Here is a 25,901-nt window from a genome sequence, read left to right as displayed (position 1 = left end):
GCTGCACGTTGCTCGTCGCCTCCGCGCAGGCGGGGCCCCGGTCTTTCGCCCGCACGCGATCCATCGCAAGTCACCGGATCCCCGCCTTCGCGGGGACGACGGCATGCCTCAGGCCGCCTTGGCCAGCTGCGCGAACGGGAACACCATCTCGACGCGCAGGCCGCCCTCGGGCCGGTTGGCCAGCGTCAGCCTGCCACCGGACTGGCGCACCAGCCGATCGACGATCGCCAGCCCGAGGCCCGAATGCGCATTGCCGCCGCGGGCCGGGTCCAGCCGCACGAACGGCAGCGTGACCTTGTCGAAGGCATCCTCCGGAATGCCGCCGCCCGCGTCCTCGACCACCAGCTGCCACCCCTCCGCCACGCGCGCGGTGCGGATGCTGACCGGCGGCGCGCCGTAGTGGTAGGCGTTGTCGACCAGGTTGCCGATGATGCGATCGAGCTGCGTGGCGATCAGCCGGAAGCCTTCGCCGGCCTCCAGCGACAGGTCCACCGGACGCTCCTGCTCGGCGAGCGACGCCGCCAGCTCCGCCATGCGGCGATCGACCGGCACCGGCCGCGCGGTTGGCTCGGCGCTCTGCGCGAAGGCCAGGAACTGCTCCACGATCGCCGACATCGAGTCGACGTCGCGCGTGACGCCCGCCGCCGCCTTCGGATCGGCCAGCATCTCGGCGCGCAGCCGCAGCCGCGCCAGCGGTGTCTTCAGGTCGTGCGCGATGCCGGCCAGCATCGTGTTGCGCTCCTGGTCGATGCGCGCCAGGTCGGCCACCATCTTGTTGAAGCGCTCGATCAGCTGGCGCAGCTCCAGCGGGCCGCGCTCGCGCAGCGGCGCCACCGGCTGCTGGCGCGACAGCTGCCCGGCGGCATTGGCCATTTCGCGCACCGGCCGCTGGATCTGCCATGCGATCAGCAGCGCGAACACGATCGCCACGCTGACCACCAGCATCGCCCCGGGAATCAGCCGGTTGTCCAGCGGCGGGTTATGGACCCACAGGATCGGCATCGCGATCCAGTCCTGGCGCGTCGGCAGCTTGATCCAGATGCGCGGCGTGTCCTCGTCCTCGATACGCACCTGGGTGCCCGGCGGCAACCGGCCCGAGAAGCGTTCGACCAGCCGGCGCGAGCGGTCGGTCGGCGCGCGCGCATGTTCCTCGGCGCTGGCCTCGCCGGCGACCTCGACCAGGCTCGGCAGCTTCGCCGGCGGCCTGGCGTCGAGCGCGCGCTGGATGCTGTCGAGCTGGAACAGCATCTGCTCGACCGAATATTCCATGCGCTGCTCGCGGCGGTCCATGCGCAGGATCGCCAGCCACGAGAAATGGCTGATCACCAGCACCGCGGCAATCAGCAGCGCCATGCGGCCGAACAGGGTGTCGATGCGCAGCTTCATGACGCGGCCTGGTCCGCCTGCTCTGCCTCGTCGGGCACGAAGGTGTAACCGCGCCCGCGCACGGTCTGGATATAGCGGGGCCGCTGCGCGTCCTCGTCGAGCAGCCGGCGCAGGCGCCAGATCTGCACGTCGATGCCGCGGTCGCTGACGCCGCTGGCCGCGCCGTACATCAGCTCGACGATGCGCTCGCGCGACAGCACTTCGAGCGGATGCATCAGCAGCAGCTTCAGCAGCGCGAATTCGGTGTCGCTGATCGGCAGCGCCTGCCCGGAGCGCACCAGCGTGCGCTGGCGGAAGTCGACCTTGAACGGGCCGAAGGTCGCGCTGTCGCGGTCCTCGGGCGCCGCCGCCGGACGCGCCAGCTTGCGGCGCAGCACCGCGTTGATGCGGGCCAGCAGCTCGCGCGGGGAGAACGGCTTGCCCAGATAGTCGTCGGCGCCGATCTCGAGGCCGACGATGCGGTCGATCTCGTCGCTGCGCGCGGTCAGCAGGATCACCGGGATATCGTCGTTGCGGGCGCGCAGCTTGCGCAGCGCGGTCAGGCCGTCGACCTTGGGCATCATCAGGTCGAGCACGATCAGGGCCGGGCGTTCGCGTTCGAGGCGGGCCTGCAGGCCGTCGCCGTCGTGCAGCACCGAAACGGCGAAGCCTTGCTGGGTCAGGTACTCGCGCAGCAGGTCGCGCAAGTCGGGATCGTCGTCGACGACCAGGATCTGGGTGGGCTGATTGGGTCGCATAGCCGGATGATAAACAGGCACGCCGGCCGGGCCGCCGCAATGTTGTTTCGGCAAGTTACACGGGGCGCGCTGGTAATTATCTGTAATAAAGCCCTTCCCCGCCGACATAGGTCTGCCCCGCCTCACGCCGTATCCTTGCCACGTCGCCGCAGGTCGCCCCCGCTCCGCATCCGGAGCCGCCTCCGACCGTTGCGGCATACTTCTGCGTCTTTCCATCGATCGACAGGGCCGCGCAGCGCCGCGTGCGCAGGCCCCGCATCCGGATCTGCTTCAGGACCCGCTCCAGGACCCCAGTGAATGGCCAATTCCGATTCCAACCAGCCCGCCAAACCCACGACGCACGGCGAGAATCATCCGATCGATGCCTCCACCGAGGCGCCCGCCGGCCGGCCCGCTGATGGCCGCGCTGACCGCCCCGCTGATGGCCCCACCATCCGCCCGGATGCCGGCCCCGAGCGCCGCAACGGCCCCGTCCCGCCATCCGAGCCTGGCCATCCGCGCCGCCGCCGCGGCATCTGGATCGCCGGCCTGCTGGTGCTGCTGCTGGCCGGCGGCGGCTGGTACTGGTACAGCCACCGCGGCGCGCCCGATGCCGGCCAGGCGGGCCAGCCCGGCCCGGGCGGCCGCATCCCCGGCGGACCCGGCGGCCCCGGTCGCGGCATGAGCGGCCCGGCCGCGCCGGTGGTGGTCAGCCCGGTCGTGCAGCGCGACATGGACGTGGTGCTCAACGGCCTTGGCAACGTGACCCCGGTCGCCAACGTCACGGTACGCGCGCAGGTCTCCGGGCCGCTGCTGCGCGTGCTGTTCAAGGAAGGCCAGATGGTCAAGGCCGGCGACCTGCTGGCCGAGATCGACCCGCGCCCGTTCCAGGCCGCGCTCGACCAGGCGCTGGGGCAGCTGGCGCGCGACCAGGCACTGCTGCAGAACGCGCGCATCGACCAGCAGCGCTACCGCACGCTGCTGGCGCAGGATTCGATCGCCAAGCAGCAGGTCGACACGCAGGACGCGCTGGTGCGCCAGTACGAGGGCGTGGTCAAGACCGACCAGGCCAACGTCGACAACGCCCGCCTGCAGCTGGGCTACACCCGCATCAAGGCGCCGACCTCGGGCCGCATCGGCCTGCGCCAGGTCGACCCGGGCAATATCGTCAGCACCTCCGACGCCAACGGCATCGCGCTGATCACGCAAATCCAGCCGATCGCCGTGCTGTTCTCGATTCCGGAAGACAACCTGCCCAGCGTGCTCAGACAGCTGAACGCCGGCCAGACGCTGCCGGTGCAGGCCTGGGACCGCCAGGCGCGCAACAAGCTGGCCGACGGCACGCTGCTGACCACCGACAACCAGATCGACACCACCACCGGCACGGTGCGGCTCAAGGCCGTGTTCCGCAACGACGACGGCATGCTGTTCCCGAACCAGTTCGTGAATGTGCGGATGCGCGTGGATACGCTGGCCGGCGCCACCGTGGTGCCGGTCGCGGCGATCCAGCGCGGCCAGCAGGGCACCTTCGTCTATGTGGTCGACCAGGAGAACAAGGTCAAGGTGCAGACCGTCGCGCTCGGACCCAGCGACGGCGAACAGACCGCGGTGCTGCGCGGCCTGCAACCGGGCCAGCGCGTCGTGGTCGACGGCGCCGACCGCTTGCGCGAGGGCATGACGGTGCAGACCGTCGATCCGGCCGCGCGCGCGGCGGCGGTGGCGCCCGCCAGCGAGCCGCGTGCGCGTGGCCGCCGGCGTGCGGGCGGCGCTTCGGGTCCGGAGGCGGCCGGTCCGCGTGGTCCGCGCGAGCAAGGCGGCGCGAGCGCGCCGGCCGCGGGGTCGGCACCAGGCGCGGCGCCCGACGCGGCCCCGAGCGCAGCCCCAAGCGCAGCCCCAAGCGCAGCCCCAAGCGCGACGCCGGGTGCGGCTCCGCGCGCGGCCTCCGCCGCCGCGCCGGCACCACGACAATGAGCCCGCGCCGTAACGAGGACGCTGCATGAACCCGTCACGCCTATTCATCGAGCGGCCGGTCGCCACCGCGCTGCTGATGCTCGCGATCCTGCTGTCCGGGCTGGTCGCCTACCGGATGCTGCCGCTGTCGGCGCTGCCCGAGGTCGACTACCCGACCATCCAGGTCACCACGCTGTATCCGGGCGCGAGCCCCGACGTGATGACCTCGGCGGTGACCGCGCCGCTGGAGCGCCAGTTCGGCCAGATGCCGGGCCTGAAGCAGATGTCCTCGTCCTCGTCGGGCGGCGCGTCGGTGATCACGCTGCAGTTCGACCTGACGCTGCCGCTGGACGTCGCCGAGCAGGAGGTGCAGGCCGCCATCAATGCCGGCAGCAATCTGCTGCCCGGCGACCTGCCGATGCCGCCGGTCTACAGCAAGGTCAATCCCGCCGACGCGCCGATCCTGACGCTGGCGATGACCTCCGACACGCTGCCGCTGCCCAAGCTGCAGGACCTGGTCGATACGCGCGTGGCGCAGAAGATCTCGCAGATCCAGGGCGTGGGCCTGGTCACCATCAGCGGCGGCCAGCGCCCGGCCGTGCGCATCCAGGCCAATCCGACCGCGCTGGCCGCGCTCGGCATGTCGATCGACGACCTGCGCACCGCGATCGGCGCGGCCAACGTCAACGGCGCCAAGGGCAGCTTCGATGGCCCGGCGCGCGCCTCGACCATCGACGCCAACGACCAGCTGCGTTCGGCCGACGAATACCGCCAGATCATCATCGGCTACCAGAACGGCGCGCCGATCCGCATCACCGACGTGGCCACCATCGTCGACGGCCCGGAGAACTCGCGGCTGGCCGCGTGGGCCAACGGCAAGCCGGCCATCGTCGTCAACATCCAGCGCCAGCCCGGCGCCAACGTGATCGCGGTGGTCGACCGCATCAAGGCCATGCTGCCGCAGCTGCAGGCCTCGCTGCCGGCCTCGGTCAAGGCCGAGGTGCTGACCGACCGCACCACCACCATCCGCGCCTCGGTGCACGACGTCGAGATCGAGCTGCTGCTGGCGATCGCGCTGGTGGTGATGGTGATCTTCCTGTTCCTGCGCAACGTGCCGGCGACCGTGATCCCCGGCGTGGCGGTGCCGCTGTCGCTGGTCGGTACCTTCGGCGTGATGTACCTGGCCGGCTTCTCGATCAACAACCTGACGCTGATGGCGCTGACCATCGCGACCGGCTTCGTCGTCGACGACGCCATCGTGATGATCGAAAACATCATGCGCTACATCGAGAAGGGCGAGTCGCCGATGGCGGCGGCACTCAAGGGCTCGAAGCAGATCGGCTTCACCATCATCTCGCTGACCTTCTCGCTGGTGGCGGTGCTGATCCCGCTGCTGTTCATGGGCGATGTGGTGGGCCGGCTGTTCCGCGAGTTCGCGGTGACGCTGGCGGTATCGATCCTGATCTCGGCGGTGGTGTCGCTGACGCTGACGCCGATGATGTGCGCGCGCATGCTGCGCCATGTGCCCGAGGACCAGCTGCCGCGCTTTCATCGCGCCACCGGCGCCTTCTTCGACCGCGTGATCGAGCGCTACGGCCGCGCGCTGAACTGGGTGCTGGGGCGGCAGCGCGCGACGCTGCTGGTGGCGATCGGCACGCTGGCGCTGACGGTGGTGCTGTACCTGGCGATTCCGAAGGGCTTCTTCCCGGTGCAGGACACCGGCGTGATCCAGGGCGTCACCGAGGCCTCGCAGAGCATCTCGTTCCAGGCGATGGCGCAGAAGCAGCGCGCGGTCTCCGAGGTGGTGCTGAAGGACCCGGCGGTGCAGAGCGTGTCCGCCTTCATCGGCGTCGACGGCACCAACACCACGATGAACGCCGGCCGCATGCTGATCAACCTGAAGCCCAAGGGCGAGCGCGACGACATCGCGACCGTGACCGACCGGCTGCAGGCCGCGGTCGAGGAAATGGGCGGCGTTTCGCTGTACATGCAGCCGGTGCAGGACCTGACCATCGAGGACCGCGTCTCGCGCACCCAGTACCAGTTCACGGTGGAAGACCCCGATCCGCAGACGCTGGCGACCTGGGTGCCGAAGCTGGTCGAGCGGCTGAAGGAGGAACCCGAATTCCGCGACGTCGCCACCGACCAGCAGAACAACGGCCTGCGCGTCTATGTCGACATCGACCGCGACGCGGCCGCGCGCTTCGGCATCACCACCGCGGTGATCGACAGCGCGCTGTACAGCGCCTACGGCCAGCGGCTGGTATCGACGATCTTCACGCAGGCGAGCCAGTACCGCGTGGTGCTGGAAGCGATGCCCGAATTCCGCGACAACCCGCAGGCGGTGGCCGAGCTCCGGCTGCCCTCCTCGTCCGGCGGACAGGTGCCGCTGGGCGCGTTCGCCCGCATCAGCGAGCGCACCGGCCCGCTGGTGATCAACCACCAGGGCCAGTTCCCCGCCGCGACGATCTCGTTCAACCTGGCGCCGGGCGCGTCGCTGGGCCATGCGGTCGACAAGATCAAGCAGGTCGAGCAGGAGATCGGCCTGCCGATCTCGATGCAGACCACCTTCCAGGGCGCGGCGCTGGCCTTCAGCGCGTCGCTGTCGAACACGCTGTGGCTGATCCTGGCCGCGGTGGTCACGATGTACATCGTGCTCGGCGTGCTGTACGAGAGCACCATCCATCCGGTGACGATCCTGTCGACGCTGCCGTCGGCCGGCGTCGGCGCGCTGCTGGCGCTGCTGCTGGCCGGCCATGACCTGGGCATCATCGCGATCATCGGCATCATCCTCCTGATCGGCATCGTCAAGAAGAACGCGATCATGATGATCGACTTCGCGCTGGAGGCCGAACGCGAACGCGGCATGGCGCCGCGCGACGCGATCTTCGAGGCGTGCCTGCTGCGCTTCCGCCCGATCCTGATGACGACGATGGCGGCGCTGCTGGCCGCGCTGCCGATGATGCTGGGCACCGGCATCGGCTCCGAGCTGCGCCGGCCGCTGGGCATCACGATGGTGGGCGGCCTGCTGGTCAGCCAGGTGCTGACGCTGTTCACCACGCCGGTGATCTACCTGGCGTTCGACCGGGTCGCCGGCCGGCTCAAGGGCTGGCGGCGCCGCCGCTTCGGCGATCCCGACGCCGACGTCGATGCGGACTTCGGCCCGGGCGGCACCCCCGGAGCCCCGCCGCCCGTCGACACGCCGAGGGCGCCATGAACCTGTCGGCCATCTTCATCCACCGGCCGGTCGCGACCGCGCTGCTGACGCTGGGCATCCTGCTGGCGGGGCTGGCCGCGCTGCGGATGCTGCCGGTGTCGCCGCTGCCGCAGGTCGACTATCCGACCATCTCGGTGTCGGCCTCGCTGCCGGGCGCGAGCCCCGAGACGATGGCCGCCACCGTGGCGACGCCGCTGGAGCGCGCGCTCGGCTCGATCGCCGGCGTCAACGAAATCACGTCGAGCAGCTCGCTCGGCTCGACGCGGATCGTGCTGCAGTTCGACCTGTCGCGCGACATCGACGGCGCCGCCCGCGACGTGCAGGCAGCGATCAACGCCTCGCGCGCGACGCTGCCGAGCAGCCTGCCGGGCAACCCGACCTACCGCAAGGTCAACCCGTCGGACGCGCCGATCATGATCATCGCGCTGACCTCGCCGACGATGACACGCGGCCAGCTGTACGACGCCGCCTCGACCATCCTCGCGCAGAAGCTGTCGCAGATCGAGGGCGTCGGCCAGGTCACGATCGGCGGCGCCTCGCTGCCGGCGGTGCGGGTCTCGCTCAACCCCACCGCGCTGAACAAGTACGGCATCGCGCTATCCGACGTGCGCAACGCGATCAGCGCGACCAATGCGAACCGGCCGCTGGGCGTGGTCGAGAACGACAGCAAGGCCTGGCAGATCTACGCCAACGACCAGGCGATGAAGGCGGAAGACTACATGCCGCTGATCATCCGCTATGCGACGCCGGGCAGCTATTCGACCACCACCGCCGGCGCGCTGATCGCCAGCACGTCGAGCGCGACCTCGGGCGGCACGGTGCGCACCACCACCGTCAACGGCGTGACGACCACCACGGTGACCGCGGGCGGCACGACCACCACGACCGTCAACAATGCCAGCGGCAGCAATGGCGCCACCAGCGGGCCGAACGCCTTCGCGGTGCCGGTGCGGCTGTCCGACGTCGCCACCGTGACGGACTCGGTGCAGGACGTGCGCAACGCCGGCTCGGCCAACGGCGAGCCTTCCGTGCTGCTGGTGCTGAACCGCTCGCCGGGCGCCAACATCATCGAGACCGTCGACCGCGTCAACGAGATGCTGCCGACGCTGCGGCAGATGATCCCGGCCGCGATCTCGATGGACGTGATGATGGATCGCACGCCGACCATCCGCGCGTCGCTGCGCGAGGTCGAGCACACGCTGATCATCTCGGTGGCGCTGGTGATCATGGTGGTGTTCCTGTTCCTGCGCAACGTGCGCGCCACGCTGATTCCCAGCGTCGCGGTGCCGGTGTCGCTGATCGGCACCTTCACCGTGATGTACCTGGCCGGCTTCTCGCTGAACAACCTGTCGCTGATGGCGCTGACGATCGCCACCGGCTTCGTCGTCGACGATGCGATCGTCGTGCTGGAGAACATCTCGCGCCATCTGGAGGCCGGCATGCGGCCGGTGCAGGCGGCACTGCGCGGCGCAAGGGAGGTCGGCTTTACCGTGATCTCGATGAGCCTGTCGCTGATCGCGGTGTTCATCCCGCTGCTGCTGATGGGCGGCATCATCGGCCGGCTGTTCCAGGAGTTCGCGATCACGCTGTCGGTGGCGATCCTGGTCTCGCTGGTGGTCTCGCTGACCACCACGCCGATGATGTGCGCGCGGCTGCTGCGCGAGCCGCAGCGGCAGCGCCCGCCTGGCCGCTGGTATCGCGCCAGCGAGCGCGTGTTCACCTGGATCAACGAGCGCTATGCGCGCTCGCTGTCGGTGGCGCTGCGGCACAGCCGCCTGGTCTGGCTGATCCTGCTGGTGACGATCGGCCTGAACGTCTGGCTCTATGTGATCGTGCCGAAGGGCTTCTTCCCGCAGCAGGACACCGGCCGGCTGATCGGCTTCATCCGCGCCGACCAGGCCACCTCGTTCCAGGCGATGCGCCAGAAGCTCGACAGCTTCATCCGCATCGTGCAGTCCGACCCCGCCGTGGTCAACGTGACCGGCTTCACCGGCGGCTCGCAGCGCAATACCGGGCAGATGTTCGTCACGCTCAAGCCGCTGTCGGAACGGACCGAGACCGCCAACGAGGTGATCGCCCGGCTGCGCGGCAAGCTTGCCAGGGAGCCCGGCGCCAACCTGTTCCTGGTGCCGGTGCAGGACATCCGCATCGGCGGCCGCCAGAGCAGTTCGCAGTACCAGTTCACGCTGCGCTCGGACGACCTCGAGGTGCTGCGCGCCTGGGAGCCCAAGGTCCGCAATGCGCTGTCGAACCTGAAGGAGCTGGAGGACATCGACACCGACACCAACGACAAGGGCCTGCAGACCTCGGTGATCGTCGATCGCGACACCGCGTCGCGGCTCGGCGTCACGATGCAGCAGGTCGATTCGCTGCTGAACGACGCCTTCGGCCAGCGCCTGGTGTCGACGATCTACCATCCGCTGAACCAGTATCGGGTGGTGATGGAGCTCAGTCAGGAGTACCTGCAGGGGCCCAACGCGCTGAAGGACATCTATGTGGTGACCGGCGCGGGCAATCGGGTGCCGCTGTCGGCGTTCGCGCGCGTGGTGCCGACCAGTACGCCGCTGGGCGTCAACCACCAGGGCCAGTTCGCGGCCTCGACGATCTCGTTCAACCTGGCCGAGGGCGTGTCGCTGTCGCAGGCGACCGAGCGCATCCAGCACGAGATGGCCCGCATCGGCGCGCCCGAATCGCTGCAGGCGAATTTCGCCGGCACCGCCAGCGCCTTCCAGGAGTCGCTGCGCAGCCAGCCGCTGCTGATCCTGGCGGCGCTGATCACGATCTATATCGTGCTCGGCGTGCTGTACGAAAGCTACGTGCACCCGCTGACGATCCTGTCGACGCTGCCGTCCGCGGGCGTCGGCGCGCTGCTGGCGCTGCTGGCCTCGGGCACCGAGTTCAGCGTGATCGCGCTGATCGGGGTGATCCTGCTGATCGGCATCGTCAAGAAGAACGCGATCATGATGATCGACTTCGCCATCGATGCCGAACGGCGCGAGGGGCTGACGCCGCGCGAGGCGATCTATCGCGCCTGCCTGCTGCGCTTCCGCCCGATCATGATGACGACGATGGCGGCGCTGCTCGGCGCGGTGCCGCTGGCGCTCGGCCGTGGCGACGGCGCCGAGCTGCGCGCGCCGCTCGGTATCTCGATCGTCGGCGGCCTGCTGGTCAGCCAGCTGCTGACCCTGTACACCACGCCGGTGGTCTACCTGACGCTGGACCGCTGGCGCCTGAAGTGGCAGGCCTGGCGCAACCGCCGCCAGGCCCGTCGCAACAGCGGCGGCGGCGCGCCGTCCGCGCCCACGCCTGCCGGATTCGATTCGTGACGATGACCCAGAAAGCGATGACCCGCCCCTTCTCCCTGCCCCGCTGCGTCGTGATGGCCTGCGCGCTGCTGCTCGGCGCCTGCGCGGTCGGCCCCGACTACCAGCGGCCCGATGCGCCCGTGACGCCCACCTTCAAGGAGGCGCCGGCCGAATGGGGCCAATGGAAGCCCGCCGAGCCGGGCGACGCCAGCCAGCGCGGCGACTGGTGGACCGTGTTCGGCGATCCGCACCTCGACGCGCTGATGGCGCGCGTGAAGATCTCCAACCAGACCATCGCCGCCGCCGAGGCGCAGTACCGGCAGGCCACCGCGATCCTGCGCGCGGCGCGCTCGGGCTACTTCCCGGTGGTCGGCGCGCAGGCCAGCGTGGACCGCTCGCGCAGCGGCAACGGCAATATCAGCAGCGGGCAGACGGCGACGCTGTCGGCCAGCTGGGAAGTGGACCTGTGGGGCCGCGTGCGGCGCCAGGTCGAAAGCAGCGAGGCCAGCGCGCAGGCCAGCGAGGCCGACCTGGCCTCGACGCTGCTGTCGACGCAGGCCACGCTGGCGCAGACCTATTTCCTGCTGCGCGTCGCCGATGCGCAGCAGGCGCTGCTGCAGCGGACCGTGGCCGACTACGAGAAGTCGTTGCAGCTGGTGCGCAACCAGTACCAGGCCGGCATCGCGCAACGCTCCGACGTGCTGCAATCGGAGACGCAGCTCAAGAGCGCGCAGGCGCAGCTGATCGACATCCAGATCGAGCGCGCGCAGTACGAGCATGCGATCGCGGTGCTGACCGGACAGCCGCCGGCCGCGTTCTCGCTGGCGCCGATCGACTTCACCGAGACGGTGCCGCGCGTGCCGGTCGCGGTGCCGTCGCAGCTGCTCGAACGCCGCCCGGACATCGGCGCGGCCGAGCGCCGCATGGCGGCCGCGAACGCGCAGATCGGCGTCGCGCAGGCCGCGTATTACCCGACGCTGAGCCTGTCGGCCGCGGGGGGCTTTACGTCCAGTTCGCTGGAGCGCTGGCTGTCGCTGCCGAACCGGATCTGGTCGTTCGGCCCCGAACTGGCGATGACGCTGCTGGACTTCGGCGCGCGCAGCGCGGCCAAGGAACAGGCCATCGCGGTCTACGACCAGACCGTGGCCAACTACCGCCAGACGGTGCTGACGGCGTTCCAGGAGGTCGAGGACAACCTCGCCGCGGCGCGCCTGCTCGAGCAGGAAGCGGTGGTACAGAACGAGGCGCTGCAGTCCGCGCGCGAGGCGCTGTCGCTGGTCAACAACCGCTATCGCGCGGGTACTGCAGGGCTGCTGGACGTGCTGACGGCACAGACCGCGGCCTATACCGCCGAGCGCACCGCGCTGTCGATCGCCGGCCGGCAGTTGAGCGCCAGCGTGGTGTTGATCAAGGCGCTGGGCGGCGGCTGGCAGGGGCCGGGGACGGCGGTGGCGAAGGAAGCCGGGGACGGCGCGGCGGTGGCGCGCTGAGCGGTGCGCCGGCGGGATGCCGGCGCCCTTGCCCTCTCCCCCGCCGCCCCTCTCCCGCTTGCGGGAGAGGGGAGAGAACCGGCGTATTCACCCACGCATCGCCAGTTCCAGCGATACCGTGCTCCCCTCTCCCGCTTGCGGGAGGGGGGGCTGGGGGAGAGGGCAAACCCGCCTGCCACCTTGCTGCGCAACTCATCCCCCTGCGCGCCGCCGTGGCGCCGGCTGCGGCAGCGGCTGGTGGCTGACCCGCTCCTGCAGCCACGCGCCGGCCTTGCCGAGCGGACGCTGCTTGTGCCAGACCAGCTCCATCGCCACCGGCCAGTCCTGATCGTCGAAGTCGAGTTCGGGCGAAACGAGTTGCGCGGCGGCCGGCGAATTGGCGGCGACGTGCCACGGCACGAAGGCCCAGCCCAGTTCGCGCTTGACCAGCTCGACGATGACCCAGTGGCTCTCGACCCACCAGACCTCGGCGGCCACGCGCAGGCGCATCTTCTCCTCGCTGTCGCTGCGCACCGCCACCATCAGCTGGCGATGGCGCTTGAGCTCTTCCCAGCCGACCCGCTGCTGCGCCGCCAGCGGATGGTCGGGCGCGCAGATGATCTGCATCGGCACCCAACCGAGCCCGCGGAACGCCAACGCGGGCGGCAGGACCTCCTGCCGCCACATCAGGCCCAGGTCCGCGCCGCCCTCCAGCACCAGCCGGCTGACGTCCTCCATCACCGGGAACAGCAGCTCCAGCTCGACCGCGGGAAACCGGTGCGAGAACTCCTCCAGCAGCACGCCCAAGGTCTCCTCGGGATACAGCTCGTCGACCGCCAGCACCAGCCGGCTTTCGACGCCCTCGCCCAGGCTCTTGGCCACGCCGCGGAAATGCTCGCAGCGCTCCAGGATCACGCGGGCCTCGACCAGCAGGCGCTCGCCCGCCGGCGTTAGCGCGGGATAGCGGCCGCTGCGGTCGAACAGCGCGTTGTCGAGATCGATCTCGAGATTGGACACGGCGGTGCTGACCACCGACTGGGCCTTGCCGAGGCGGCGCGCCGCCGCCGAAAACGAGCCGGTCTCGGCCGCGGCGACAAAGGCTTGCAGTTGTTCAAGGGACAGGCTCATGGCAGATGCTCGGCTGGATGCGGATGAAGCGGAGGAAGGCCCCATGGTGCCACAGTTCCGGCGACCCATCTGTATAAGCGATACTTCCCAACTTGTATCTGCTGCTCTACCCGATAGACTCGGCGTCATTGTCTTTCATGGAGCAGCACAATGCGCGGTACGCTCGACAGAATCCGTCACACGGTCGGCTTCGAACTGATCGGCCTGCTGATCTTCGCGCCCCTGGGCAGCTGGGTGTTCGGCTACGCCCTGCACCAGATGGGCGTGATCGCCGCGGTCGCTTCGCTGGTCGCCGCGGTCTGGAACTACGTCTACAACCTGATGTTCGACAAGGCCATGGTGCGGCTGACCGGCTCGGTGCGCAAATCGCCGGCGGTGCGCGTCTGCCATGCGCTGCTGTTCGAGCTGGGCCTGCTGATCGTGTTCCTGCCGTCGGTGGCGTGGTATCTGAAGATCAGCCTGCTCGATGCGCTGCTGATGGATCTGGCGGTGGCCGGCTTCTACGTGGTCTACGCCTTCGTCTACAACTGGGCCTACGACATCGTGTTCCCGGTGCCGGGCCGCGCGGTCCCCGGCGAGGCCTCGGGCAGTGAGCCGGCCTGACCGGCGCGAGGCCAACACAGACGGCATCAACGACAACGCCCCGGCCATCGGCCGGGGCGTTCTGCTTTTTGGCGCCGCCAATGCGCGACGAATCTGCGGGCAAGCCGCGCGCCCTGCGGTGGCGCGCTGCGGTGGCGCGCTGTGGTGGCGCGCTGGGGTGGCACGCTGCAAGGGCTCGCTGCGATGACTCTGCTGGCGGCGCCCTCGCGCGATCCCTGCTTCTTGTCCCTGCTTGTTGTCCCTGTTTCTTATTTCTTCTTGTCGTCGGTCAGCACATTGCCGACCACGCCGCCAAGCGCGGCGCCGCCCAGCGTGGCGCCCGGCCCGCCGATCAAGGTCGCGCCCGCGACCCCGCCCACGCCCGCACCGATGGCGGTGTTGCGCTGCTTGGCGGTCATGTCGGCGCAGCCCGCGGTGGCGAGCAGCGTGGCCAGCGCGAACGACAGGGTAAGGGTACGCATCGAGAGCTCCTTATACGGGCGAGAGGTACTTCGATTGTGCGGGGGCATGGCCCACGGCAGGCAGACGATGGCCACCTATGTCGGTGTCAGATAAATCCCACATGGGTCGCCGCACCGTTGGCGACGGCGGCGTGGCGCGACACCTTGTCATCGGTGCGCGTTAGACTTCGGGCGCGCCACTGCGAGCCCGACCATGCTGCCGATTCTCATGCCGCTTCTCCTGCCGATCCGCCTGCCGATCCCCCTTCGCCTCTGCGCCTTGCGCCGCCCCTTCGCGGCAGCGCTGCTGCTGTGCCTGAGCCCGCTGGCATGGGCGGCGCGGCCGCTGGTCACCGACGACGCGCGCATCGTCGATCCGCAATCGTGCCAGCTCGAATCGTGGCTGCGCTTCAACCGCGACGGCACCGAGCGCTGGGCGCTGCCGGGCTGCAATTTCACCGGCAACTTTGAATGGACGTTCGGCGGCGCGGTGCAGCGATACGGCGACGGCCACGGCAACGCGATCACCGACCTGCAGTTCCAGGGCAAGACGGTGCTCAAGCCGGTCGAGACCAACGGCTACGGCGTCGCGCTGACGCTCGGCATGACCGAATACCCGAAGGCCGAGCGGCGCAGGACCCCGGGCGGGCTCTATCTGAATCTGCCGCTGACGGTGTCGATGCGCGACGACCGCCTGCTGCTGCATGCGAACCTCGGCGCCACCCACGATCGCGCCGAACGGCAGACCCGCATGACCTGGGGCGTGGCCGGCGAGGCGGCGGTCAGCGAGCGCTGGGCCATGATCGCCGAGAGCTTCGGCGAAAGCGGAGACAAGCCGTGGATCCAGCTGGGCGCCCGGGTGTGGATCGTGCCGCAGCGCGTCCAGGTCGACATGACCTGGGGCACGCAGCTGAACCAGCCGCGCGAGACGCGCTTCGTGTCGATCGGCCTGCGCCTGCTGTCGCCGAGCTGGGGCAACTGATCCCGGCCGGCGTACCGGCTCGCGCTTGCGCACGTCGACGATTTAGTTATACTCCATAACAATTCGTCGACCATCAAGATCGAAAGCGGATCGCCCGTCGCGCGCAGGTCCGCCACAGGAGACACCATGCGCATCGCCATCGCAGGCGGCGGCATCGGCGGGCTGACGCTCGCGCTGCTCTGCCATCGCCACGGCATCGACGCCGAAGTCTGGGAAGCCAGCGAATCCCTGAAGCCCCTCGGCGTCGGCATCAACCTGCTGCCCCATGCGGTCCGCGAACTGGCCGAGCTCGGCCTGCAGCCGGCGCTGGCGCAGATCGCGATCGAGACCAGCTCGCTGTCCTACTACAACAAGTTGGGCCAACGGATCTGGCACGAGCCGCGTGGACTCGCCGCGGGGTATCCCTATCCGCAGTTCTCCGTGCATCGCGGCGAGCTGCAGATGCTGCTCTATCGGACCGCGGTGGAAAGGCTCGGCGCCGAGCGCGTGCATACCGGCCATGCCTTCGAGACGGTGCACGACACCGGCGCGCGGCCCGGCTCGCCGGTGCGATTCACGCTGCGCCGGCGCGCCGACGGTGCCGAGGTGCAGGCCAGCGCCGACGTGCTGGTCGGCGCCGACGGCATCCATTCGGCGGTGCGGCGGCAGTTCTATCCGAGCGGCGACGAGCCACGCTTTTCGCGGCGGATGCTGTGGCGCGCGGTCACCGAGGCGCCGCCCTATCTCGATGGCCGCTCGATGTTCATGGCCGGCCACCAGGACCAGAAGTTCGTCGCCTATCCGATCTCCGAGCCGCTGCGACGGCAGGGCCGTTCGCTGATCAACTGGATCGCCGAGCTGCGCGTGCCGGACGACGCGTCGGACACGCCGCCGCGCAGCGACTGGAACCGGCAGGTCGACAAGTCGGTGTTCCGCGAGGCCTTTGCCGGCTGGCGCTGGGACTGGATCGACATTCCGGCGCTGATCGACGGCGCTGCCGCGATCTACGAATTTCCGATGGTCGACAAGGACCCGCTGCCGCGCTGGACCTTCGATCGCGTCACGCTGCTCGGCGACGCCGCGCATCCGATGTACCCGATCGGCTCGAACGGCAGCGCGCAGGCGATCGTCGATGCGCGCCATCTGGTCGACTGCCTGCTCGGCACGCCCGATACCGGTTACGCGCTGCGCGAGTACGAGGCGGAGCGGCTGCCGCGCACGGCGGGCATCGTGCTGCGCAACCGGCTCAACGGTCCCGAGCAGGTCATGCAATTGGCCGAGCAGCGTGCGCCGCAGGGCTTCACCGATATCGAGCAGGTCATTGCGCGCAGCGAACTCGAGGCGATCGCATTGCGCTACAAGCAGTTGGCGGGATTCGATCGCCAGTCCGTGCAGGGCGGCGCCCGCTGACCGCCCGCGCCATCATAAAAAAGGGAGACATTCGATGACACTTCGCCGCACCACGCTTGCGCGCCTCGTTCTGGCGCTCGCCGCCACCGGCGCGCTTGCCGGCCCCGCGCTGGCCGACGTCACCGTCGGCGTCAGCATTTCGTCGACGGGGCCGTCGGCATCGCTGGGCATTCCGCAGAAGCAGTCGCTGGGCCTGCTGCCGCAGCAGATCGCCGGGGAGACGATCCGCTATGTAGTGCTCGACGACGGCTCCGATCCGACCCAGGCGACCAAGGTCGCGCGCCGCTTCGTCAGCGAGGACAAGGTCGACATCATCCTCGGCTCGTCCGCGGTGGCGCCGTCGATTGCCATCGCCGAGGTCGCCGACGAGAGCAAGACCGTGCAGTTGGCGTTCTCGCCGATCGAACTGAAGCCCGGCCGCGGCGAATGGACCTACCGGCTGGCCCAGCCGATCAGGCTGATGGCCGACGCCGTCGCCGCGACCGCCAAGGCCAGGGGCGTCAAGACGATCGGCTTCATCGGCTTTGCCGACGCCTATGGCGAGACCTGGCTGAAGGAATTCACCACCGCGGCGGCGGCCAACGGCATCCGCGTCGTCGCCACCGAGCGCTACGCGCGCTCGGATACCGCGGTCACCGCGCAAACGCTGAAGCTGATCTCGGCGCGCCCGGACGCGATGCTGATCGCCGGCGCCGGCACCGGCGCCGCCCTGCCCCACACCACGCTGCGCGAGCGCGGCTATCGCGGGCCGATCTACCACACGCACGGCGCCGCCACCAAGGACCTGATCCGCATCGGCGGCAAGGCGGTCGACGGCGCCATCCTGCCGGCCGGCCCGGTCATCGTGCCCGAGCAGCTCGCCGCCGACAGCGCGCCGAAGAAGCCGGGCCTCGACTACGTGAACCGCTACGAGAAGCAGTACGGCGCGGAGAGCCGCACGCAGTTCGGCGCGCATCCCTACGATGCCGGCCTGGTGCTGCAGCGGATCGTGCCGGTCGCGCTGAAGCGGGCCAGGCCGGGCACGCCGGAGTTCCGCGCGGCACTGAAGGCGGCGCTCGAAAGCGAGCGCGAGATCGTGGTCTCACACGGCGTGCTGAACTACACCAGCCAGGACCACTTCGGCTTCGACCAGCGCGGCCGCGTGATGCTGACGATCGACAACGGCAACTGGAAGCTGCTCAAGTGACGACGGCCGATTTGGTGTTGCCCACGCCGAAGCTCGAGCATGTCGCCGACTTCAGCTTCCGGCTCGATCCGGCGATCGAGGTCGGCGCCAGCGCGGTGGGGCAGCGGCGCGTGATCCCGATTCTCGATGGGGTCGTCGATGGACCGCTGCTGCGCGGCCGTGTGCTGTCCGGCGGCGCCGACTTCCAGCTGGTCCGGCCGGACCTTGGCGACGGCGTCACGGTCGCGGAGATCGAAGCGCGCTATGTCGTGCAGACCGATGACGGCGCACGGATCTACATCGTCAACGCCGGCCTGCGCAGCGGTCCCGCCGATCTGCTGGCGCGCCTGTCCGCCGGCGAGACGGTCGATCCGTCGCGGATCTACTTCCGCACCGCCCCGCGCTTCGAAACGCAGGCGCCCGCCTATCGCTGGCTGATGCAACACACCTTTGTCGCCACCGGCGCGCGGTTCCCGGACCGCGTGCAGATGCGATACTTCCGCGTCGCCTGAATGGATCGCGGGCTTCGCGTCCGCCATCCCCTGCTCCATGTCCGCTTCGCCGCCCTCCTCGCCGCCCTCGCCCTCGTCCCCTTCTTCCCGGGCCGCGCGCAAGACCCGCGATACGCTCGCGCCCGACCCCGCCACCGAAGCCGGCGGCTTCGATCCGCATCTGCCGGACGTCGACTACGGGGTTCTGGACGGCCTGATCGGCTACGCGATTCGCCGCGCGCAAATCCGGCTCTACGAAGACTTCGTGCGCTCGCTGGCGCCCTGGAACATCACGCCGCCACGCTTCTCGGCACTGGTGCTGATATCGCGCAATCCGGACCTGAAGTTGACCGACCTGGCCAGGATCATGGGCATTGCACGTTCGGGGGCGGTGCTGCTAGTCGATGCGCTGGAGGAAATGAAGCTGGTGGCGCGACGGCCGGCCGCCAACGATCGGCGGGCGTTCAGCCTGGTGTTGACGGCGGCGGGACGCCGAACGCTGGAGGCGGCAACCCGGGCGGTTTGCGACCACGACGTGAAGATGGCGCGCGCCCTGTCGGAGCAGGAACAGCAGACGCTGAGAGGGCTGTTGGCGCGACTCGGCTGAGGCTCTCGCCTCCCCGACAGCCGCCGGATATCGCGACGCCGCCCGGGGTCGCTGAACCATCGGTTCAAATTCTTTAGCGGCCGCCACGATTAGAACAGCGGCGTCGCAGTGCGGTGGGTAGGCTTCGCTGTCCTGAAGCCCCAGCCAACGTTGCCGTCCATCGTTGGCGTTTCTCCACCCCACCGCCGCGACGACATGTTCCGTATCTTTGCCCAGCCTCGCTCCACCGAAAATCCCGCCGGCTCCCTCCCGGACACCAGTTCAATCCACTCCGAAGCCCATCCTCAGCCGCATGAGATCGAGCCGTCCCGCGTCGATGCCGCGGCCGCCAATGGCGCGCAACACGTGCAACCCACCGGCGCTGTCGAGCACCCGCCGGCGCCCCGTGTGATCGACCTGCTCGATGCCGGCTGGCAGGAGCTCACAAACGCGGTGCATTCGTTGCCGGATACGAGCCGCAAGGCCGAGATCCTGAGCAGCGCGGCACGATGCGGCAAGAAGATCGCGGATGCCCAGTCTGCCGCTGCCCGCATCGAAGCATGGGATCTGCAGCAACACAACGACGTACGTATCACGCGCCAGGAACTGCTGCGGCTGCGTGCCGATATCAAGCAGTGCGCGAAGTCGGTGGGCGATGCGCTGGCCGACCTGGATCAACTGGCCACCGATGTTCGCGACTATCCGGACAACGAGGCGCCCGGCGCCAAGGCCATCCTGTTGCTGGGCATCGCCGGCATCGCCAGCGCACTGGCGATGCTCGTCGTCACGGTCGCCTTCCCTCCTCTCGGTCTCGTGCTGCTCGGAGCGCTCGCTGCCGGGGGCGCGGCGGGGGGCGGCTATCTGATTCACAAGATATGTCAGGCCGCATCCGCTCACGAGGGCTTCGAAAGAGCGAACAGCGACGTGTCCGGCGCCCTCCGGCAATCGCTCGAACAGGCCAGGGCCCTGGAAGCCCGGTTCAACGACGAATTGCTGCCCGCGTTGATGCGGAACGCGAAGCTCCGATCCACGGAGGACCTGCAGGAATTCTTCGCCGACCAGATGGCGCTGAATCGGTTTGCCAGTTATGGCGATGTCACGAAGCAAAGGGCGGAATGGCGGCGGGATCTGATTGCTCAGTTGCAGGCCGACATTCCAAGGGATCAGTCGGAACTGGTGTATCCGTGCGAGATCGCCAACGAGCGATTGATTCCGCCAGGCTTCGGTGAGGGGCTTGCAGGGCTGCCGGTGGAGCAGCAGCAGAAGGAGATCCAGAATCGTCTGCCGGGGGCTGTGGATATCGCCATGGAGAAGATCCACGCGGCCGCCGAGGGCAACGATGACACGTTCGATGCCCTGCTGTATCTGATCACGCAGCGGCCCCGCAGCGCGGTGGAGAACGCGGCGACGATCGCGCTGGCCAGGGCCATTGGACTTCCCGAGGCGATCACGACCGCCGCGGGGCAAAAGATCAACCTCGTGCAGATAGCGTGCGATGAAAGCGGAAGAGCGATCGGCGGCACGATCACCTACAAGCTATACCAGCCGGCGCCCGACATCGGCACCGCGTTGCATATCATGCCGCTGGCGGCCGGCAACATCGTGCCGGCGCCGGAAGATGCCGGTCTTCGTGCTGTCGCGACGTTCGCGTTGGAAGGCCGGAGCATCAAGATCACGTCGCTCAAGTTCAAGGCGACGCTTTCCATCCTTGCAGCCTGCGCCGAAATGTTCGCGCACGAGATCGACCGGTTGGCGCAGTCGGGCGACCCGCGGCATTTTGTGTTTGACGAGAAGCCGTCCAGCAGCAACGTTCCGGTACCCGGCGATCTGTCCGCTGGCGGCGGCTGAGCACTGACGAGCGAGCCCGATCGGCAGACCGGATCGGCTCGACGGCGGTATCGGGGCAATCCATGATTCAAACCTGGGAGGGAACTGCATATGCCATTGGTACCGACAGCATCGACGCACACGGCCAGGCCGCACGATCTCTACGGAACGGACCATCACGACCGGCCACATTCCAATCGACCCGGATATCTGGGCGCCCTGCCGACGGAATTGAAGCTCGCGGTGATCGATGCCGATCCGGACGCCGCGCTTGCCTTGATGGATACCACGCACGAATTCGAGGTGCTGGTTTGCGGCGGACCACTGCGCCCGCTTTTCCAGTACTTCGAACGGTCGCCCGGCCGCCTGCGGTCCTTCTTGCAGGCAGGTATCCGCTCGGGAAAGACGGCCAGCCAATTCGTGCGCCTGGCGACGGTATTCGACGAGGTGACGAGCGCCCCGCCCGAATGCATTCGTTATGCCGCGCGATACCTGGTGGAGTTGGGAATGCTGACTCCACGAATCTACAACGCCATGTGTCCCGAATTCGTGCATCTGCTGTGCGACAAGGACACGTTGACGTTCTCGTTTTCGCGCCACTTTCCCTTGCTCAGCGAAGGCGAGTTGGCCGAGCATCAAAACATGCTGCAGCCGTACGCCGACGAGCACGCGGTCAATCATGTTTCCGAACTCGATATCGTCCTGCTTCGTATTGCACCCGCGCTCGGTGAAAGAGGACTGCTCGGACTTGCTTTTGAACAGTTGTTCGATCGGGACCGCTTCGGCCGCTTTCTGGTCCCCAACGGATTCGCTGATCGTGAGGAGGCCTACACGTATTCAAGAATCGACTCGGCGGCTCTTGCACAAATGTTGAAGCGGTTCTATTGCGCGCTGGACCTTCGGGTCATCAATTTCGACCGAAGCGCGCGGGATGGTGCCCTCTACCGGACCGCCTTCGGCAGCGCGGGAAGCTCGTCCGCCGGCTGTCAATCCACGGCGTCGCAGTCATCGCCCCGTGTCCGTATTCTTCCCGGGGCAGGCAGGCGTCACACTCGGGACGACCAGCGAATCTGGCTGTTTCAGCTGTTCCGCCAACTCTGAAGCCAACGCACGGAAGCCGGGATCTGGCAGCGCTTCCTCGCCACCATGAGCAGGTGAGTCGGGCATCGGGGTCGCATCGTTGCAGACGACTACGGTACCATGCTGCCCATGCCTGCTCGCCCCCTTCTCGCCCGCAGCATGGTGCCATTCCTGGCGTTTGCCCTGGCAATCGGCGCCGCTGCCAACTCCGAAGCCGCCACCAAGCGGTCCAAGTCAAAGGCCGCCGCTGCCAAGGCAGCGGGGCCCTCGTCGTCGACAAGGGTGGCGGCATCCAAAGCCAGGCTGCTGTCGCTCGCACAGGATCAAACGGGCCTGCCACCGTCCGTGCTGCTGGCGTTGCGGCAGGCGGGCGTACCGCTTTCCGCCACCAGCTTCTACGTCGTCCGCCAAGGCGCGCCGACGGCCACCGCCAGCTGGAACGCCCAGACGCCGATGAACCCGGCCTCGACGATGAAGCTGATCACCACGTTCGCCGGCCTGCAACTGCTGGGCCCGAGCTACCGGTGGCAGACCTCGCTCTATGCGGATCGCGAGCCCGGCGCGGATGGCGTGGTCGGCAACGTCTATCTGCGCGGCCAGGGCGACCCGAAGCTGGTGCCCGAGGAAATGGCCAAGCTGGTCGCCGGGGCGCTGCGCGCGGGCGTGACCACCATTGCAGGCGACATCGTGCTCGATCGCAGCTACTTCCAGAATGGGCTCGACAACGGCGGCACCATCGACGGCGAGACCCATCGCGCCTACAACGTGGCGCCGGACGCGCTGCTGTATTCGTTCAAGACCCTGTCCTTCACGCTGACGCCGGATGCCGCCACGCAAACGGTCGGCGTTTCCGTGACGCCGCCGCTCGCGCAACTGCGCTTGGACAATCGGCTCGCGCTGACCAACGGCCGCTGCGGCGACTGGCGCGCCGGCGCGACGCCGACGCTGTCGCCGCAGACGGACGGCACCGTGGTGGCCGCGTTCGAGGGAAGCTACTCGGCCGATTGCGGCGAGCAGGTGCTGAACTTTGCCGCGCTCAGTCATGACGACTTCATCGGCGGCGGCTTCATCGCGCAATGGCTGGCGGCCGGCGGTACCTTCGCCAGGCCGCCCGCGGTCCGCAGCGGCCGCGTGCCGCGGCCCGCGTTCCGGCTGACGCGCCACTACGGCATGCCGCTGGCCGACATCGTCCGGGACATCAACAAGTACTCCAACAACGTGATGGCGCGCCAGCTGTTCCTGACCGTCGGCGCGGAGATCGATCGCGGCGGCCCGGCCAGCACCGCGCGCTCGGCGGCGGTGATCCGCCGCTGGCTGTCGCACCAGGGCCTCGACATGCCGGGGCTGACGTTGGACAACGGCTCGGGACTGTCGCGGCAGGAACGCATCAGCGCCTACGATCTGGCGCGCCTGCTGCAACAGGCGCTGGCGAGCGAGGCGGCGCCGATCTTCGTGAACTCGCTGCCGGTGCTGGGCGTGGACGGCACGCTGCGCAACCGGTTGACGCGCAGCAGCGCGGCCGGGCATGGCTATCTGAAGACCGGCACGCTGGCCGATGTGCGGGCCATCGCAGGCTATGTCGATGCGGCCGACGGCGGACGCTATGTCGTCGTCAGCCTGATCAACCATCCGAATGCATCGCAGGCGCAGCAGGCGCATGACGCGCTGCTGGAGTGGGTGTATCGGGGCGCGCCGGCGTCCGCGGCGCATTGACGGTCCAAAGCACTAACGAACGGTCTGGAGCACCAACGGTCTGGAGCACCAACGGACCACGGCACTGACGCATTGACGCACTGACGCATCGACGCATTCCCACACTAAGGCATTCACGCACCGGCGCACCAGCGCGCCGCCACCGGCCGCCCAGCGCTAGTCCTGGAACGCGGCGGCGGCACGCTGCAGACGGTCCCGTACGCCCGCCCACTCGTGCCCCTCGGGCAGGGGCTCGACGTACAGCCGGGCGAAGCCTTCCTTGTCGAGCCGGCGCAGCAGCCGGTACAGCTCCCGCGCATAGGCCCTGGCATCCGCCGGGGCCTGCACCCACACGCAGCGGGGATCGTCCGCCGGCGCGGCGGCGACCCAGGCCACGCGGGCATCGGCCGGCAGCGTGGCGAGGTCGCGTGCGAGCGCACGCGTATCGGCCAGATACAGAGGCGTGCGCGGCGCGTAGTGGGCCTTCAGCGTGCCGGAGGCTCGCGGCGCGGCCGCATCGGGCGGCAGCGGCGCGGTGCCGAGCACGTCGGCCATCATCGCCGGCGTGATCGCGCCCGGGCGCAGCAGCACCGGGCCGACGCCCTGGTCAAGCCGCGACAGGTCGACGATGGTCGATTCGATGCCGACCTCGACGCCATCGCCCTCGAGCACATAGACGCTGTCGCCGAATTCCTCGCGCACATGCTGCGCGGTCGTGGGGCTGACCTGGCCGAACTTGTTGGCCGACGGCGCCGCGATGCCGCCGCGGCCGCGCTTGAAGCGCGACAGCAGCGCCTGCGCGACCGGATGCGAGGGGCAGCGCAGGCCGATGCTGTCCTGCCCGCCGGCGACATCGGCGGGGATATGCGCGGCACGCTTCAGGATCAGCGTCAGCGGCCCGGGCCAGAAGGCATCGATCAGGCGCTGCGCGGCCTCCGGTACCTCGTCGGTCCAATGGCCGATGTCGGCGCCGTCGACCACGTGAACGATGATCGGATGGTTGGACGGCCGTCCCTTGGCCGCGAAGATGCGCGCCACCGCCTCCGGGTTCTCGGCATCGGCGCCGAGGCCATAGACGGTTTCGGTCGGAAACGCGACCAGCTGCCCGGCCTCGAGCAGGCGCGCGGCCTCGTCGAGTTCGGCGGCGGTCGGCATGCGGGAGGCATCGGAAGCGGCGGCCATCGTCATCACCCTGTGCAGGAAATCAGGGCGCGATATGCAGGATCTGCAGCGCCGCGTCGAAGGCGCGCTGCGCGTCTTCGGCACGCTCGCCGATGCAGTTGACGTGGCCCATCTTGCGTCCGGGCCGCGCATCGCTCTTGCCGTACAGATGCAGCTTGGCGCCGGGCTGGCCAACCACCGCATCCCACGCCGGCTCGCGCTCGAGCCCGTATTCGTACCAGACGTCGCCCAGCAGGTTCAGCATCTTGCCGGCCGAATGCTGGCGGGTGCTGCCCAGCGGCAGCCGGGCCATCGCCCGCACCTGCTGCTCGAACTGGCTCGTCTCGCACGCATCCATCGTGATATGGCCGGAGTTGTGCGGGCGCGGCGCCATCTCGTTGGCGACCAGGCTGCCGTCCTGCAGCACGAAGAACTCGATGCACAGCACGCCGACATAGCCCATCTCGCCGGCGATGGTCGCCGCGGCGGCACGCGCGCGGTCGGCGATCTCGGCCGACACCTGGCGCGACGGCATCACCGTCGAGAACAGGATGCCATCGCGATGGACGTTCTCGGCCAGCGGCCATGTCGCGGTCGCGCCGTCGACGCCGCGCGCGGCCAGCACGGAGACCTCATAGGCCAGCGGCAGCATCTGCTCCAGCACGCACGGCACATGCTGCATCGCGTTCCAGGCGGCGCGCACGTCCTCGCGGGTCTTGACGCGGGCCTGGCCCTTGCCGTCGTAGCCCATGCGCGCGGTCTTCAGGATGCCCGGCAGCAACTGTTCGGGCAGCTGGTCGATATCGGCATCGTGCTGGATTACCCAGTGCGGGGCCGGCGGCACGCCGGTGCGCTCGGCGCAGGCGGCGAAGAACTTCTTCTCGCCGATGCGGTTCTGCGCGATCGACACGCAGTGGCCGCGCGGCGCGACGAACGCGCCGAGCTGCTCCAGCCGCTCCAGCGACATCGACGGCACGTTCTCGAATTCGGTGGAGACCGCCTGGCACAGCTTCGCCATCTCGGCCAGCGCGGCCTCGTCGGTGTAGGCCGCGCAGATATGCCTGTCGGCGACCGCGCCGGCCGGGCTGTCCTGGTCGGGATCGAGCACGCAGACCTTGTAGCCCATCGCCTGGGCGGCGTGGGTGAACATCCGGCCCAGCTGGCCGCCGCCGAGCATGCCGAGCCAGGCGCCGGGCAGGATCGGCGCGTTCGGGCCGCCGACGCCGAATTCGGCGCGCGACTCCGGCGTGTGCGCTTCGATCAGATGGGGATGGATATCGGTGGGCATGCTCGTGCGGATTCCAGGGGAACGGT

The 25,901-nt window shown here is 69.0% G+C and carries 19 protein-coding genes; 13 read left to right on the top strand and 6 right to left on the bottom strand.

Features of this window, described 5'->3' with window-relative positions; translation table 11 throughout:
* Nucleotides 1-108 precede the first annotated feature (108 nt).
* Nucleotides 109-1,386 carry an ATP-binding protein gene (locus K7G19_RS11550; RefSeq protein ID WP_150081631.1) on the bottom strand — a complete coding sequence of 426 codons (1,278 nt, stop codon included), beginning with the start codon at nucleotides 1,384-1,386 and terminating at the stop codon, nucleotides 109-111.
* The gene (locus tag K7G19_RS11545) at nucleotides 1,383-2,123 is read right to left on the bottom strand and encodes a response regulator (RefSeq protein ID WP_149316845.1); all 741 of its coding nucleotides are present in this window, start codon (nucleotides 2,121-2,123) and stop codon (nucleotides 1,383-1,385) included. Before K7G19_RS11545 ends, K7G19_RS11550 begins: the two co-directional genes overlap by 4 nt.
* A 297-nt stretch (nucleotides 2,124-2,420) precedes the next feature.
* Here K7G19_RS11545 and K7G19_RS11540 point away from each other — a divergent pair, with 297 nt between their 5' ends.
* From K7G19_RS11540 to K7G19_RS11525, 4 genes are read left to right on the top strand one after another with little or no spacing between them, the layout of a single operon-like run.
* A complete protein-coding gene (locus tag K7G19_RS11540) occupies nucleotides 2,421-4,073 on the top strand; it encodes an MdtA/MuxA family multidrug efflux RND transporter periplasmic adaptor subunit (protein ID WP_226107350.1) in 1,653 nt (550 codons plus the stop codon).
* A gap of 25 nt (nucleotides 4,074-4,098) precedes the next feature.
* Nucleotides 4,099-7,269: an MdtB/MuxB family multidrug efflux RND transporter permease subunit gene (locus K7G19_RS11535; RefSeq protein ID WP_226107349.1), complete on the top strand. Its 3,171-nt coding sequence runs from the start codon at nucleotides 4,099-4,101 to the stop codon at nucleotides 7,267-7,269.
* On the top strand, nucleotides 7,266-10,595 hold the full coding sequence (locus tag K7G19_RS11530) for an efflux RND transporter permease subunit (RefSeq protein ID WP_226107348.1): 3,330 nt from the start codon (nucleotides 7,266-7,268) through the stop codon (nucleotides 10,593-10,595). The genes K7G19_RS11535 and K7G19_RS11530 overlap by 4 nt, the downstream gene beginning before the upstream one ends.
* A 2-nt stretch (nucleotides 10,596-10,597) precedes the next feature.
* Nucleotides 10,598-12,064, top strand: a complete 1,467-nt coding sequence (locus K7G19_RS11525; protein ID WP_226107347.1) for an efflux transporter outer membrane subunit — start codon at nucleotides 10,598-10,600, stop codon at nucleotides 12,062-12,064.
* Nucleotides 12,065-12,256: 192 nt separating this feature from the next.
* Here K7G19_RS11525 and K7G19_RS11520 read toward each other — a convergent pair whose 3' ends face one another.
* The gene (locus K7G19_RS11520) at nucleotides 12,257-13,171 is read right to left on the bottom strand and encodes a LysR family transcriptional regulator (protein ID WP_149316842.1); all 915 of its coding nucleotides are present in this window, start codon (nucleotides 13,169-13,171) and stop codon (nucleotides 12,257-12,259) included.
* A gap of 150 nt (nucleotides 13,172-13,321) precedes the next feature.
* Here K7G19_RS11520 and K7G19_RS11515 point away from each other — a divergent pair, with 150 nt between their 5' ends.
* Entirely contained in the window at nucleotides 13,322-13,774 is a 453-nt protein-coding gene (locus tag K7G19_RS11515; protein ID WP_150083293.1) for a PACE efflux transporter, read from the top strand.
* A 248-nt stretch (nucleotides 13,775-14,022) separates the two neighbouring features.
* Here K7G19_RS11515 and K7G19_RS11510 read toward each other — a convergent pair whose 3' ends face one another.
* On the bottom strand, nucleotides 14,023-14,235 hold the full coding sequence (locus K7G19_RS11510; RefSeq protein WP_006579879.1) for a glycine zipper 2TM domain-containing protein: 213 nt from the start codon (nucleotides 14,233-14,235) through the stop codon (nucleotides 14,023-14,025).
* A gap of 208 nt (nucleotides 14,236-14,443) precedes the next feature.
* On the opposite strand from K7G19_RS11510, the gene K7G19_RS11505 reads away from it, so the two are divergent.
* From K7G19_RS11505 to dacB, 8 genes are all read left to right on the top strand, one after another.
* Nucleotides 14,444-15,196, top strand: a complete 753-nt coding sequence (locus K7G19_RS11505; protein WP_226107346.1) for a hypothetical protein — start codon at nucleotides 14,444-14,446, stop codon at nucleotides 15,194-15,196.
* A 126-nt stretch (nucleotides 15,197-15,322) separates the two neighbouring features.
* Entirely contained in the window at nucleotides 15,323-16,585 is a 1,263-nt protein-coding gene (locus tag K7G19_RS11500; protein WP_150083295.1) for a flavin-dependent oxidoreductase, read from the top strand.
* Between the two features lie 34 nt (nucleotides 16,586-16,619).
* On the top strand, nucleotides 16,620-17,771 hold the full coding sequence (locus tag K7G19_RS11495; protein WP_226107344.1) for an ABC transporter substrate-binding protein: 1,152 nt from the start codon (nucleotides 16,620-16,622) through the stop codon (nucleotides 17,769-17,771).
* The gene (locus tag K7G19_RS11490) at nucleotides 17,768-18,262 is read left to right on the top strand and encodes a DUF3237 domain-containing protein (protein ID WP_226107342.1); all 495 of its coding nucleotides are present in this window, start codon (nucleotides 17,768-17,770) and stop codon (nucleotides 18,260-18,262) included. Before K7G19_RS11495 ends, K7G19_RS11490 begins: the two co-directional genes overlap by 4 nt.
* Nucleotides 18,263-18,299: 37 nt before the next feature.
* Entirely contained in the window at nucleotides 18,300-18,848 is a 549-nt protein-coding gene (locus K7G19_RS11485; RefSeq protein ID WP_226107340.1) for a MarR family winged helix-turn-helix transcriptional regulator, read from the top strand.
* 195 nt (nucleotides 18,849-19,043) lie between these two features.
* Nucleotides 19,044-20,675 (top strand): hypothetical protein, encoded by a 1,632-nt coding sequence (locus K7G19_RS11480; RefSeq protein ID WP_226107338.1) that lies wholly within the window; start codon nucleotides 19,044-19,046, stop codon nucleotides 20,673-20,675.
* A gap of 90 nt (nucleotides 20,676-20,765) precedes the next feature.
* Nucleotides 20,766-21,755: a hypothetical protein gene (locus K7G19_RS11475; protein WP_226107336.1), complete on the top strand. Its 990-nt coding sequence runs from the start codon at nucleotides 20,766-20,768 to the stop codon at nucleotides 21,753-21,755.
* Between the two features lie 99 nt (nucleotides 21,756-21,854).
* Nucleotides 21,855-23,447: a D-alanyl-D-alanine carboxypeptidase/D-alanyl-D-alanine-endopeptidase gene (gene dacB, locus K7G19_RS11470; protein ID WP_150083299.1), complete on the top strand. Its 1,593-nt coding sequence runs from the start codon at nucleotides 21,855-21,857 to the stop codon at nucleotides 23,445-23,447.
* Between the two features lie 156 nt (nucleotides 23,448-23,603).
* Here dacB and K7G19_RS11465 read toward each other — a convergent pair whose 3' ends face one another.
* On the bottom strand, nucleotides 23,604-24,581 hold the full coding sequence (locus K7G19_RS11465) for an L-threonylcarbamoyladenylate synthase (protein ID WP_149317097.1): 978 nt from the start codon (nucleotides 24,579-24,581) through the stop codon (nucleotides 23,604-23,606).
* Nucleotides 24,582-24,630: 49 nt separating this feature from the next.
* A complete protein-coding gene (locus K7G19_RS11460) occupies nucleotides 24,631-25,875 on the bottom strand; it encodes a 5-(carboxyamino)imidazole ribonucleotide synthase (RefSeq protein ID WP_150083300.1) in 1,245 nt (414 codons plus the stop codon).
* Between the last annotated feature and the right edge of the window lie 26 nt (nucleotides 25,876-25,901).

This window comes from Cupriavidus sp. DB3, assembly GCF_020418465.1.
Taxonomy (GTDB): Bacteria; Pseudomonadota; Gammaproteobacteria; order Burkholderiales; family Burkholderiaceae; genus Cupriavidus; species Cupriavidus cauae.
Note: the sequence above shows the minus strand (reverse complement) of the source record. Positions and strands in the feature narration are given on the sequence as shown.